Raw genomic sequence first — 12,930 nt, 5'->3', positions numbered from 1 at the left:
ACCAGAAAAGTTTCTGGTATTTTTTTAGCGTAAAATTGTACTCTGCTTTTGGTAGCTGTTAGATACAGGTAGATAAACGTTGGCTTATACTATCCTACGCATTAAAAAGTGCCTTACAGTACCATAACTGGCTCAGTATAGATAACCCACTAGAAGACGAAGAAAGAGGAGCAAAGCACTTAATGACTATTCAGATAAAACGTATCACCTAAACCCTGATACCTAATAACTACTACGAATGAAATACAGCATGAACCTCCTCCTGTGGGGAACCCAGGTGGATGAAAGTCTTTTTCCTACCCTTGACCTTATTAAAGAAATTGGCTTTGAAGGAGTAGAGGTACCCATCTTTAACCCCAATCCGGATGCCTGGCACAGCTGGCGCAAAAAGCTGGACGATCTGGGCCTGCACCGCGAAGCCGACACCTTCTGCGGCGCTGACACCAACCTGATTAGCCTCGATGCCGCCGTGCGTGACCATGCCCTTGAGTACCTGAAGCGCTGCGTGGATTGTGCCGTTGTACTGGGCGCCAGTAAGCTGATGGGGCCTTACCATTCAGCTTTGGGGCTATTTACGGGGACTTCGGCTACTTCTGATGAGTGGAAGTACGGGGTTGAGGGTATCCAGAAACTGGCTGACTATGCCCAGAACCAGGGTATTGTACTAGGCATGGAGTACCTCAACCGCTTCGAGATGTACCTGACGAGCTGCGGCGACGAGCTGACTCGCTTCGTGGATGAGGTCAATCACCCCAACTGCCGGATCATGTTCGATACCTTCCACGCCAATATCGAAGAGAAAAACATTGGTGACACCATCCGGAAGATGGGCGACCGCATTGCCTTCATTCAGCTATCCGAAAACGACCGCTCTACGCCGGGCAAAGGCAATGTAGACTGGGATGGGGTATTCAAAGCCATTGGGGATATCAACTACGACGGCTGGCTCAGCATTGAAGCCTTCAGTCAAAAACTCCCGGCTGCTAATATCTGGCGCAAAATGTTCGACTCGGAAGAGCAGCTCATGCGCGACGGTTTGGCGTTCATTAAGCAGAAGGTCGGTGAACATTTATCAGTGACCAGTGTCCAGTGACCAATGAGCCACCGAGGCATCGGCCACCGTGGTAGCGGTGAAAGAATGAATGAGCGAATAAGTGAGGAGCTAATTTATCCTTCGGAATTTATCACTCTTATCACAATTAAATCTAGAATTATTAAAACCTAACAGCTAATACCTATTAACTACTAATGAAAAAGATCAACATAGCCATTGTAGGACTTGGCTTTGGGGCAGAGTTTATCCCCATTTATCAGCGTCACCCCAATGCCAACATGTACGCCATCTGTCAGCGGACCCAATCAAAATTGGATGCCGTAGGTGACGAATTTGGCGTGGAAGTACGTTATACCGACTACGATGAGCTACTGAAAGACCCTAACGTTGACGCGGTACATATCAACTCACCCATACCCAACCACGCCGAGCAAACCCTGAAGGCCCTACGGGCCGGTAAGCACGTGGCCTGTACGGTACCCATGGCTACCTCCGTAGAGGACTGTATGGAGATCGTGAAGGTATGTAAGGAAACGGGCCTGAAGTACATGATGATGGAAACCGTGGTATATGCCCGCGAATTCCTGTTTGTGAAAGAACTATATGAAAAAGGCGAACTGGGTAAGGTACAGTTCCTGAAAGCCAGCCACCAGCAGGATATGGACGGCTGGCCTGACTACTGGCCCGGACTGCCTCCCATGCACTACGCTACCCACTGCGTAGGCCCCGTAGCCGGTCTGCTGAAGCTGGAAGCGGAGTATGTATCCTGCTTCGGCTCGGGTACCATCCGCGAAGAGCTGGCCCAGATCCACAACTCCCCCTTCGCGGTGGAGTCAGCGCACATCAAGTTCAAGGACAGCGACCTGTCGGCTTACGTGTACCGTTCGCTGTTCGATACCGCCCGCCAGTACCGCGAGAGCTTTGAGGTATACGGTAGCCAGAAGTCGTTTGAGTGGCCGCTGATCGAAGGCGAAGATCCGGTAATCCATACGGCCAAGAAGCCCGAGCACGAGATACCCGAGCGCGTGAAGACACCTGACTACGCCCACCTGCTGCCCGAAGAGATTCGTCAGTTTACCGGGCACGGAGTATATAACCTCGACGACAACGCCCACCTGTCGTTTGTACAGGGAGCCGGACACGGTGGTTCGCACCCGCACCTGGCGCACGAGTTCCTGTCGGCCCTCGTTGAGGACCGCGAGCCATTCCCGAATGCCTGGCAGTCGGCCAACTGGACCAGCGTAGGTATCTTGGCGCACGAGTCGGCCCTACAGGGTGGTAAGTTGATACAGGTACCTGATTTTAAGAACGCTTAATGCTTTTTTAGTACCCGGAGTGACTACTCCGGGTGCTCAATAGTATATATCTCTGATATTCAGCCTGCTTCGCATAGGAGAATGTTGCCCAGAGGTACTTTGTCTAAGTAGAGTGCTTTACACTCTAACTACCTGCTCTGCCTTTGGGTGGAGCTTTGGCTCTTAATCCGGCGAAGATTAGTACTAATCAGAGCTGGAAGGGCAATAAATAATGGGGCATAAGGGTTTTATCCAGAGCCTGAAGTACTTATGCACACCGCTATAATTCATTATCAGCTTCCTCAACCAAACAGGGAAGTACCCTGCTGGCGAATAGCCGGTAGTCTTAACTTAGCAACAGAAAAAACCTGGTTTATAAATGAAGAAGATCGCTCTATCTTTTGGATTGATGCTGGCCTCCCTGCTCGTAGGGTGTGCGGTGCAGCAATCCGCAAAAACTGGCAGTACTGCCCAGGAGAAAGCAGTGAAGGCGCGGCGTCTGGAAGTCTTATTCCTGGGAGATAACGGTCACCACCGTCCCATTGATAGAGTTCCGGCCATCATGGCGGCACTGGGTGCCAAAGGCATCAACTTTACCTACACGGATCGCCTGGAGGACCTCAATCCTCAAAACCTCAACAAGTACGACGCTTTGATGCTGTACGCCAACTGGGACTCGATCGCTAATCCACAGGCGCAGGCGCTGCTGGACTTTGTAGCCTCGGGCAAGGGATTTCTGCCTATCCACTGCGGTTCGTACTCTTTCCGTAACAACCCTGAAGTAGTAAAGCTGATCGGTGGACAGTTCTGGCGTCATACCTGGGATACCATCCAGCCCGTATGGACCAATCCTGATCATCCGGCTATGGCGGGTGTAAAGCCTTTCAAAACCGTAGACGAAACCTACCTGCACACGCATCTGCAGCCGGACAACATCGTCCTGACGGAGCGCATCATCGGTGCTGATCAGGCCAAAGACAAGCCCGGACAGACCAAGGAGCCCTATACCTGGGTACGTACGCACGGCAAAGGTCGTGTGTTCTATACCGCTTACGGTCACGATGAGCGCACCTGGGCACAGCCTGAGTTTCATAATCTGATCGAAAAAGGTATCCTGTGGGCGGTGAACGACGAAGCCCGTCAGGCTCACGCGGCCCTGAAGCCACAGCCGTTCGCCTACCGGGAGGCCAAGCTGCCCAACTACGAGCAGCGCCCTGGCCCTCAGTTGCAGCAGCTGCCCCTCTCACCCGAGGAGTCGGTGAAGCACATTCAGGTACCGGTTGATTTTACATTAGAAGTATTCGCGCATGAGCCGGACGTGGTGCACCCTATCGCTATGTCATGGGATGAGCGTGGCCGTCTGTACGTACTTATTACTAAAGATTACCCCAACGAGCGTAAGGATACCGGCGGTAGCGACTACATCCTGATCTGTGAAGATACCAACAAGGATGGCAAGGCCGACAAATTCACCCGCTTCGCCGAAGGACTGAGCGTACCGACGGGTATGGTATTCGCTAATGACGGATTGATTGTATCACAGGCCCCGCACATGCTGTTCCTGAAAGATACCAACGGCGACGATAAGGCCGACGAGAAGAAGATCCTATTCAGCGGCTTCGGTACCTTCGATACCCACGCGGGTCCCTCTAACCTGCACTACGGCTTTGATAACTGGATCTACGGATCAGTAGGGTACTCGGGCTTCAAGGGCAAGTTTGGCGACAAAGACTCACTCAACTTCGGACAGGCCCTGTTCCGTTTCCGTCCTGATGGTTCGGATATGGAACTGGTGACCCGTACTTCCAACAATACCTGGGGGCTGGCCTTCAACGAAGCCGGTGACCTGTTTGGCTCTACAGCCAACAACTCGCACGGCTGGTATATGGCTATTCCGCACCGCTACTTCGGCGAGAGCCGCGTGGACAACGGTAGCCGCAGCACCGATACGCACAAGGATATGAAGCCCATCACTCCTAAGGTACGCCAGGTGGATGTATTTGGTGGATTCACGGCGGCGGCGGGTCACAACTTCTATACCGCCCGCGCATTCCCTAAGAAATACTGGAACACCGTAGCCTTCGTATCAGAGCCAACGGGACACATCCTGCACCAGAACGTAATGGTGAAGAAAGGTACTGACTACGAAGATGCCGATGGCTTTAACCTGCTGGCCGGAGCCGACGAGTGGGTATCGCCGGTATTTGCGGAGGTAGGACCCGATGGAGCCGTATGGGCGGCCGACTGGTACAGCTTCATTATCCAGCACAACCCAACGCCTAAGGGCTTTGATAATGGGAAGGGTAACGCCTACGACACCGACCTGCGTGATTATACCCACGGACGTCTGTATCGCATCGCGTACAAAGGGGCCCCTGCCTATACCCCAATCATGCTGAGCAAGAACCGCCCTGAGGAACTGGTAGCTACGCTGAAGAATACGAATATGTTCTGGCGTCGCCACGCCCAGCGCCTGCTGGTAGAGCGCGGCAACACCGACGTAGTACCTCAGCTGGTAGCGCTGGTAAAAGATAACTCGGTAGACGAAATAGGTCTGAATCCGGCCGCTATCCACGCGCTGTGGACCCTGCAAGGCTTAGGCGCGTTGAGTGGTCAGGATGGTCCTGCTCTACAGGCGGCTACGGCGGCCCTGAAGCATCCAAGCGCGGCTGTACGTAAGGCAGCTGTACAGGTATTGCCTCGTAATGCCGCTACGGCTCAGGCCCTGATGCAGGCCAATGCCCTTAACGATAAGGAGCCCCTGGTGGTACTGAATACGCTGCTGGCCTTTACCGAAACGCCGCTGACTCCTGCCATCGAGAAGGCCGTACTGGCCCGTATGGAGCAGTCGACCGAGGCCGATGATCGCTGGATGCCCGATGTATTTGCGGTAGCCATGAATGCCCACGGAGGTAAGCTGCGTCAGCAGTACCTGGCTGGCCGCAAAGCCAAGGCTTCTCAGGCAGGTAGCCAGAAAGCATCAGCCTCGGCCAAGACGGGTATGGATCACAGCACCATGGATCACTCTGCTCACCAGAGCAGTAAGCCGGCTACCAGCCTCGTACAAGGCACTGCCGAGCTGGCTATTACCAATATCACCATTGAGCCGGGTAACCCGTATGTACGTGAGTACGCTCGTGTAGTCGTAGAGATTACTAACCAGGGTAGTGTAGCCGTAGCGAAAGACGTAGTACCTGTGGTGAACGTAGAGATACGCGGTGGCGGACTCAACCTCAACTACATCAGCAAAAACCTTGATAAGGGTATCGCTCCGGGTGAGACCATCCGTCTCTCAGAGGGGAACAACGGTCCCTGGCGTGCCACCTTCGGCTTCACCGCCGAGCAGGCTGGTAAGGTACAGGTAACGGCTGTGATTGACCTGGATAACGTAGTGCCCGAAAAGGACGAAAACCGTAACAACCGCCTCAGCAAGAGCTTTGATGTACGTCGTCTCGACAAGCTATCGGACTTTGCCCTTGAGCGCGCTGCCCGCAGCTATGCTTCCTACGCCTCGGCCGACTCGGTACTGGCTCTGCTCAATACAGCCCAGGCTCTTGATGGCGGTGGTCGTCTGGCCGTAGTAAAAGGAGTAGTGGGTGGCTGGAACGTGAAGCGTAAGGAAAATACCAATGACGCCGGACGTGCCCTGCTGGCCAGTCTGAAGAAGGGGGTACCTGACGACCTTAGTCAGCGTATGACAGGACTGATGGAATCATTTGGTGTGAAAGACGCCGTAGCCTCCGACCCGAATACACAGGTAGTACATATCAAAGCGGTACGCGAGGAAATGAAGTTTGACAAGACGGAGTTCACAGTAATTGCCGGCAAGCCCGTGGAAGTGGTATTTGAAAACCCCGATGCCATGCAGCACAACTTTGTACTGGGTAAACCCAAGACGCTGGAAGTGATCGGAGCGGCCGCTGACAAGATGATTACGGCTAAGGATGGTGCCGAAAAGAACTACGTGCCTAGTATCCCGCAGGTAATCGCGGCTACGCCACTGGTGAACCCCGACCAGACCTACCGTCTGAAGTTCGTGGCTCCTTCTGAGCCGGGTAGCTACCCATTTGTGTGTACCTTCCCTGGTCACTGGCGCCTCATGAAAGGGGTCATGACTGTTACCAAGGAGCAGGCCATGAATACTTCGAAGTAGTATAAGGATTCAATCGTTTGAACAGCTCCCGCTTTCGCTCATTTTGGGTAGAGGCGGGAGCTTTTTTATTAAATCATACAGATACCTTACGAGTGCTCATGAGAAAACTGTACACCCTAACTCTGCTGATCCTTCTAGCCACAGGTACTCTGAAGGCGCAGTCTACTTCCATACCCGTTCACGATCCGGTGATGATCAGGCAGGATGGGGTATACTACCTGTTCTGTACGGGGCGTGGTATTACCGTCTGGTCTTCGCCCGATATGAAACAGTGGAAGCAAGAGAAACCCGTATTTGATGAAGCACCGGACTGGGCGGTGAAGGCAGTACCGGGCTTTCAGCGCAACCACATCTGGGCCCCGGATATATCTTACCACAATGGTATCTACTACCTGTACTACTCCATCTCGTCTTTTGGCAAGAATGGGTCCTGCATTGGCCTCGCTACCAACAAGACCCTGCACCCCGGTAGTCCCGACTACCGCTGGGTCGATCACGGTAAGGTAGTGGAGTCGGTACCTGGCCGGGACAACTGGAACGCCATTGACCCCAACCTGATCCGGGATGAGGAGGGAACGCCCTGGCTGGCCTTCGGCTCGTTCTGGGACGGGCTCAAGCTGGTGAAGCTCACCAACGATGCCCGGGCTATTGCCACGGATCCGCAGCGCTGGTACACGATTGCCAGTCGCAGAGCCAAGAGTGCTACCGACTCCCTGGCTGGAAACACCGCCATTGAAGCTCCGTTTATATTCAAAAAGGGCAACTACTACTACCTCTTCGCATCGATCGATTTCTGTTGTAAGGGCGAAAACAGTACCTACAAAATGATTGTGGGGCGCTCCGAAAAACTTACCGGACCCTATCTTGACAAAGCCGGGGTTGAAATGACCAAAAGCGGAGGTACTCCGCTCCTGCAGGGCAATAAAGACTGGCATGGCGTAGGCCACAATGCTGTAGCCAGCTTTGACGGTACAGATTACCTGATCTTCCACGGGTACGACGCCCATGACAAGGGCAAGTCGAAGTTACGGATTGAGAAGCTGAGCTGGGATCAGGACCAGTGGCCGGTGGTAAAGTAGCTACGTCAGGCGCTATCAGGGGCCTTACACGAAGTGCAGCTGTGGGCAGCTAAAAATATTGGGAGTAATAGGTACATTCGTTTGGTGATTGAGTACGTTTATTCTGCTATGTGGGCTTACTCATTTGATCGATGCTGTTATTTTCTGAGTATCTTTTTATCAGAATAACACTTTGATTCGTTTTATAACGGGCGTAGTATCCATCTGGATACTTTTTGCCATCAGATAGGCTGCCAATAAAACAGGCCTCTGAACCTCTAAGAAGTACAAATCCTGGTGTGTGACAACGGCATCAGGATACATAAATGGTACTTCGAAAAAGCATTTCAGGTACTCGAGAGGTTACACGCTTGCAATGAATACCTCGGTATGGGCGTTGGAATAGCAACGTGTAAAAAAGATTATTGAAACCCATAGTGGCAAAAATTGGTTAATTAGTGAACCAGGGAAGGGAAGTGTTTTTTCATTTCACAGTCCCTAAAGACCTTAAAATATTACATGACTACGAATAACAAACTGAGGTGTGTCCTTTTAGTGGATGATGATCCCGATGATAACTTCCTGCACCAGATCGTTATCAAGGAAAGCGGGATGAGCCCCAAGGTAGTAGTCGCTGAAAATGGCGAGGTGGCCTGGCATTACCTGACCGATACAAAAAAGGCAGAGTTCCAGAAGCCGGACGTGATCTTTCTGGATATCAATATGCCACGTATGAATGGATTTGAGTTTTTGTCTTTGTACAAAACACTCGCTGCTGACCTGCGTGCCGGTACCAAGGTGGTTATTCTGTCTACTTCCTCGCATCCCCACGACTACGAGAAGGCTTTATCCATATTTCCCGAGATACACTACCGTACCAAGCCGCTGACCGAAGAGATGCTCCAGACTATTATGAATGGAGAGAATAAGTTCTCGAAAGTATAGGCACATCAATAGCATTTACTGAATTACTACTATATAAAAAGGAGCCCGCTAGCGGGCTCCTTTTTCGCTCCTATTCGCTACTACCTCTACCGGATCTCCCACCTGTATAGCACCTTCGTGCAGTACGCGGGCCGTAATACCGCCGTGCTGCCGCATCGCATTATAGCCTCCGGGGCCCAGTATCTCTTCCATGCGGCTACAGGGGTGGCACTCGCCGGTATATTCCAGTACTGCCTCACCAATCTGGAAGGTTTTATCCTTCAGGGCCAGCAGATTGATACCCTTCACTACCAGGTTGCGGCGTACCAGGGCCGGGTCCAGATGGTCTTTGCCCAGGTAGGAAGCTACCGCCTGCAGGTGTTCGGCCTGAATAAGCGTCACCTGCCGCTTGCTGTCGGGGCGGCCCTGGTACCGGTCGCCGTCCAGGCCGGTGCCGATGCGGGCGTACGTATGCTCTATGGGGTTGACGGGCTGGCGGGAGGCCGGACGTACCCCCATCCAGACCACACGCCCCGGCTGAGCGTACTGCTGCATCAGCTGGTACAGGTGGGAGGAATCGGACAGTTTGGCCATAGGTACTTGGTACTGGTAGAGATTATTTTTTGTGGGCTTTTTCGTAGTGAAGGCGCAGCAGGTCATCACCAAAGTCGTTGGTCAGGTCGCGCACTACGGTGTGGATGTGGTTGGCGTTGTCCTGGGTGTTGTCAAACTCGATCAGCATCGTAGGACCGTGGATGCGGTAGTAGTGGCCCTGGTCTTTTCCTTTGATGGGCTCGGTATTACCGATCCAGGCAAAATAGATATTTTCCATACCTGCCTTCTGTAGCTGTTCCATTTGCTGATTCTTAAGCGTAACGTGGTAGCGGTTGAGGTAGATGCCGATAAGCTGTCGGAACAGGTCCTGCTGAGCCGGGGTCATGTCCTTCATCGGTATACCTTCATAGCTGGTGAGCTTATCAGCCTTACGGTTATTGGCCGTGAATATCTCCCAGGGCGACTTGGTCCCCAGTATCACTTTCTGACGCTGAGCTTCGGTGAGGGCGTTCAGTAGCTGGAAAGCCACGTCCTCCTCATCTTTGAGTACCCGGCGGCCCTTTTGGGGCATATCTGCCAGTACATGACCCGGATTGGTACCTATAAAACTGGGCGTGTAGCTGAGCTGGCCGGTCACGGAAGAGAAGTGCAGTGAAATGTGGTGGCCCTCAATGCGCCAGCTCCAGGGATCTTTGTCGCCGGGCGTACCAAATACCAGAAAGGAGTAGTTCTCCGGATCACGACGGGTATCATTGGGCGGGCGGTTCTCAACTACCCGCAGTACATTTTCGAGGTCTATGATTTCATCGATCTTGCGGTAACCTTCGTCACTCATCATCACCCTGACCATACCCATGGCGGCAGCGCGCTGCTTGTCGTTCATATGCTTCAGCGCCAGTCCCTTTCGCTCGCGGGGTACAAAGTGCCAGTCAAACCGCAGCGGGTCATCAAATCCCAACTGCGTTTGCCTGAGCTGATCAGCATCCAGAGTACTCAGAAAAGCCTTGACGGCTTTGGTCATCTGCTGGTTGAGCGTTTCCTTCTTTCCCGGAACATCCATCCCTGGAATATCCATTCCGGAAGCCGCCTCCACCAGGCAGGTAGGTACTATAAGCAGCAGAAGCAGGCAGCGGTAAAAAATAGCGGCTAGAGAAAGACGTTGCATAGGTCGGGTGTTTGGTAAAAACGGTTTGGCTTAACCAAAGGCTAGCCGCTGTTGAAAAATTAAAGAGTGCGTATCCGGATAGTACGGTACCAGGCCTCGTCGCCGTGGTCCTGCAGAGCGATGTGTCCCCTGGCGTGGGGCTGAGCGTAGGGCCAGCTGGCGAATTTGCTTTTAGCTACGGTAGCTTTCCAGCTGTCGGAGCCGTATTCGTATTCTACTACTTTCTCTCCGTTGAGCCAGTGTTCTACGTGGTTATCTTTTACTACGATGCGTCCTTTGTTCCACTGGCCGGCTGGTTTGGCTACCTGCCTGGTGGGGGCGTACATATCATAATTGGCTCCGGTCTTCTGCTTGTCATTGAGCTTTACCATCTTGCCTCCGTCATTGAAGGGCGGGTACCCTTCATCATCAATCACCTGGTACTCCGGCCCGGAGTAGTAGGTCGGGTTCTTTGGGTCCTCTATTACTTTGTACATAACGCCGCTGTTCCCCTTGGGCGCTACCCTGAACTCAAACTCCAGCTCAAAGTTCTCGAACTGATCGTTGGATACCAGGTCACCGCTACCGCCGTGGGTCATCAGGGCGCCGCCCATCACCATCCAGCCCTTCACACCACCATTATGCTGATAGCTGTGCCAGCCTTTGAGCGACTTGCCGTCGTATAAGTTCTGCCATTTGCCGGGCTTTTGTGCCCAGACTGCCCCGGTCATAATACAGGCTATTGTCAGTAGGTATATTTGCTTCATCAGGTTGAGGGATAGGGGTATTTTACATGCAACCATTCCCCTTTCTAAAGAACGTATCTACCGGCATATACTGTGCAGGCAGGGCCGTAATCAGTGGTAGGGGCTGCCTCTGGCCAGCCAGAACGGGTATCTGTTGGGTAATGTCTTAGAACATCCCTCATCTGAGTACTTAATTCCTCATTAGCGGCCTGGCCCGCCTGACTATACCTTGTGGTTTGATTTTTTCGGATAAGTGGGAGTTGAACAAGATAGGAAGAGCATGAAAAAGATAACCTCACGAACTGGAATAGGCATGTTTCTTACTCTGGGATGGCTTTTTGTAAGCTGTAACTCTGGAGTAGATAAAGAAAGGGAGAAACTGGCACAAGCTCAGGAAGAGGCGATGGATGCCACCGATGAGTCGTATGAAAAAATACGCAATGCGCAGGGACAGGAAGACCTGGCCGAGGTCAGAGATAATCTGAAAGAGGCAAAGAACCAGCTGGCGGAGAAGCAGCGGGCATACGTAGAGAAGATGCGTGACCGCCAGGAGAAAATTCAGAATCGGCTTTCGATGATGGACTCGAAAATTGCCTCGAGCAGCGGTACTACCAAAGAAAAATGGGTAGAGCGCCGGACCAAACTTATGCGGGAGCGCGACCAGCTTCAGGCTAACCTGCTGGATATGCAACAGCCCATGACCAGCGAGCAGATGGTAACCGTGGAGAAACAAATCAATGACTTATTAGCGGCTATCGATACAGAGCTGGCTTCTAATGAGTAATGAGTTATAGCACATTATTTACACCAGGAATTTCATATATCCACACCTAAGTAGTTAGAAGTAGCAGGGGGAGCCATATGGCTCCCCCTGTGTATTGTTGTAGTACCTGGTGATTAGGTAAGCCGGCGGGTAATCAGCGTCCGGACCAGCTCGTAGAAGGGGTAGGGCTGCATCGTGCGCCAGTTGTCAAGGTGCAGGGTACCTCCGAAGTTGAGATAGTAGTCCAGGCGGTAGCGCTTCCACTCGTACTCCACATGGTCACGGAAGCCCACGGCCGCGATCCAGCCATCCTCCACATCCTCAAACCACTCCGCATAGTACTCGTCATCAGACCCGTGGAAGTTCATTACGTTTTCACCAATCAGGATATACTGATTGATACCTGCGGCTACCAGTTCGTCTACTACGTTCCGCTTGAAGTACATGATGTCGTTGTGGAGGGTGTCGTTCCATTCGCCAAACAGCTCAATGACCGCAAACCGGCGGTTATAATCCGCAAAAAGTATCTTTACATACAGGGTTTCGGAGCCGATGGTATCCCACAGCGGATGGATGTAGTACCCATAGATGTCGTTCTCGTAGTAGTTGAGGTTATACTCCCTGCCGTAGAAGGGCGACCTCCGGTCCTGGTTGGCTATATAATGTTTTTCCCAGTTATAAAAGGGCTCTATTTCTTGCATATCAACACTAAATTCTAATCGGTTATAGATACAATCGCACAACAAAAAACATTCCCGCAGATACGGCCCTGCTTCCACTTCTGAAGTACTTATGGAAGGTGGTAGGTCCGGGAGGCAGCCTTTCCGGCAGTGGCCTTACTTTTCAACAGAGAAAAAGGGAGCGCGTACCAAATTTGCTTGTAGCTGAACGAAAAATCTGTGTGTATTTATATACCTGATTCAGGAGCGGTAGTAGCGCTACTACCTAAGTAGGTACGTCTACTTCCCGGATCCAAGGTACATGGGGGGCTGCATCTGGCTCACCTGAGGTGGCTCCAGATCCTGACAGGTCGCCGGAATATCCGTAGTGTCGTAGTTATTGGCTGTGTAGGGAAGTACTCTGGTACAGAAAGAGGTGAAGCCCCGGTGGATTATGGAGCGGAGAATGTAGAGAAGAGAGCCATCATTGGCGGAGTACAAAGCGTACGCAGGTTCTGCTTTGACTACATCAGCCGGAAATTGCTCCGGCTGATGTAGCAAAATGTATCTTCAATAATT

11 protein-coding genes are annotated in these 12,930 nt (G+C 52.2%); 6 read left to right on the top strand and 5 right to left on the bottom strand.

Annotated features, from left to right (window positions below; all coding sequences use genetic code 11):
• The first annotated feature begins 238 nt into the window (after window positions 1–238).
• From JTN23_RS22110 to JTN23_RS22090, 5 genes are all read left to right on the top strand, one after another.
• Complete coding sequence (locus JTN23_RS22110; RefSeq protein ID WP_247237249.1) at window positions 239–1,093, top strand: sugar phosphate isomerase/epimerase family protein; 855 nt, start codon at window positions 239–241, stop codon at window positions 1,091–1,093.
• A 155-nt stretch (window positions 1,094–1,248) separates the two neighbouring features.
• Window positions 1,249–2,370 carry a Gfo/Idh/MocA family protein gene (locus JTN23_RS22105; protein WP_247237248.1) on the top strand — a complete coding sequence of 374 codons (1,122 nt, stop codon included), beginning with the start codon at window positions 1,249–1,251 and terminating at the stop codon, window positions 2,368–2,370.
• Window positions 2,371–2,728: 358 nt separating this feature from the next.
• Window positions 2,729–6,502: a PVC-type heme-binding CxxCH protein gene (locus JTN23_RS22100; RefSeq protein WP_247237247.1), complete on the top strand. Its 3,774-nt coding sequence runs from the start codon at window positions 2,729–2,731 to the stop codon at window positions 6,500–6,502.
• A gap of 98 nt (window positions 6,503–6,600) precedes the next feature.
• Window positions 6,601–7,581: an arabinan endo-1,5-alpha-L-arabinosidase gene (locus tag JTN23_RS22095; protein ID WP_247237246.1), complete on the top strand. Its 981-nt coding sequence runs from the start codon at window positions 6,601–6,603 to the stop codon at window positions 7,579–7,581.
• 498 nt (window positions 7,582–8,079) lie between these two features.
• Window positions 8,080–8,505, top strand: a complete 426-nt coding sequence (locus tag JTN23_RS22090) for a response regulator (RefSeq protein WP_247237245.1) — start codon at window positions 8,080–8,082, stop codon at window positions 8,503–8,505.
• A gap of 48 nt (window positions 8,506–8,553) precedes the next feature.
• Here JTN23_RS22090 and JTN23_RS22085 read toward each other — a convergent pair whose 3' ends face one another.
• From JTN23_RS22085 to JTN23_RS22075, 3 genes are read right to left on the bottom strand one after another with little or no spacing between them, the layout of a single operon-like run.
• Entirely contained in the window at window positions 8,554–9,078 is a 525-nt protein-coding gene (locus JTN23_RS22085) for an MOSC domain-containing protein (protein WP_247237244.1), read from the bottom strand.
• Window positions 9,079–9,100: 22 nt separating this feature from the next.
• Window positions 9,101–10,204: a DUF3500 domain-containing protein gene (locus JTN23_RS22080; protein WP_247237243.1), complete on the bottom strand. Its 1,104-nt coding sequence runs from the start codon at window positions 10,202–10,204 to the stop codon at window positions 9,101–9,103.
• 59 nt (window positions 10,205–10,263) lie between these two features.
• Complete coding sequence (locus tag JTN23_RS22075) at window positions 10,264–10,950, bottom strand: 3-keto-disaccharide hydrolase (RefSeq protein WP_247237242.1); 687 nt, start codon at window positions 10,948–10,950, stop codon at window positions 10,264–10,266.
• Between the two features lie 259 nt (window positions 10,951–11,209).
• Here JTN23_RS22075 and JTN23_RS22070 point away from each other — a divergent pair, with 259 nt between their 5' ends.
• On the top strand, window positions 11,210–11,713 hold the full coding sequence (locus JTN23_RS22070) for a hypothetical protein (protein WP_247237241.1): 504 nt from the start codon (window positions 11,210–11,212) through the stop codon (window positions 11,711–11,713).
• Window positions 11,714–11,826: 113 nt separating this feature from the next.
• Here JTN23_RS22070 and JTN23_RS22065 read toward each other — a convergent pair whose 3' ends face one another.
• The gene (locus JTN23_RS22065) at window positions 11,827–12,393 is read right to left on the bottom strand and encodes a hypothetical protein (RefSeq protein ID WP_247237240.1); all 567 of its coding nucleotides are present in this window, start codon (window positions 12,391–12,393) and stop codon (window positions 11,827–11,829) included.
• A 258-nt stretch (window positions 12,394–12,651) separates the two neighbouring features.
• Window positions 12,652–12,852 carry a hypothetical protein gene (locus JTN23_RS22060; protein WP_247237239.1) on the bottom strand — a complete coding sequence of 67 codons (201 nt, stop codon included), beginning with the start codon at window positions 12,850–12,852 and terminating at the stop codon, window positions 12,652–12,654.
• Between the last annotated feature and the right edge of the window lie 78 nt (window positions 12,853–12,930).

The organism is Telluribacter roseus (genome assembly GCF_017355915.2).
Taxonomy (GTDB): Bacteria; Bacteroidota; Bacteroidia; order Cytophagales; family Spirosomataceae; genus Telluribacter.
This window is presented reverse-complemented; position numbering and strand designations above follow the sequence as displayed.

Bases quoted from the DNA above. Each gene is read 5' to 3' on its own strand.
- JTN23_RS22110 (WP_247237249.1), top strand. From the start codon at position 239: ATGAAATACAGCATGAACCTCCTCCTGTGGGGAACCCAGGTGGATGAA.
- JTN23_RS22105 (WP_247237248.1), top strand. From the start codon at position 1,249: ATGAAAAAGATCAACATAGCCATTGTAGGACTTGGCTTTGGGGCAGAG.
- JTN23_RS22100 (WP_247237247.1), top strand. From the start codon at position 2,729: ATGAAGAAGATCGCTCTATCTTTTGGATTGATGCTGGCCTCCCTGCTC.
- JTN23_RS22095 (WP_247237246.1), top strand. From the start codon at position 6,601: ATGAGAAAACTGTACACCCTAACTCTGCTGATCCTTCTAGCCACAGGT.
- JTN23_RS22090 (WP_247237245.1), top strand. From the start codon at position 8,080: ATGACTACGAATAACAAACTGAGGTGTGTCCTTTTAGTGGATGATGAT.
- JTN23_RS22085 (WP_247237244.1), bottom strand. From the start codon at position 9,078: ATGGCCAAACTGTCCGATTCCTCCCACCTGTACCAGCTGATGCAGCAG.
- JTN23_RS22080 (WP_247237243.1), bottom strand. From the start codon at position 10,204: ATGCAACGTCTTTCTCTAGCCGCTATTTTTTACCGCTGCCTGCTTCTG.
- JTN23_RS22075 (WP_247237242.1), bottom strand. From the start codon at position 10,950: ATGAAGCAAATATACCTACTGACAATAGCCTGTATTATGACCGGGGCA.
- JTN23_RS22070 (WP_247237241.1), top strand. From the start codon at position 11,210: ATGAAAAAGATAACCTCACGAACTGGAATAGGCATGTTTCTTACTCTG.
- JTN23_RS22065 (WP_247237240.1), bottom strand. From the start codon at position 12,393: ATGCAAGAAATAGAGCCCTTTTATAACTGGGAAAAACATTATATAGCC.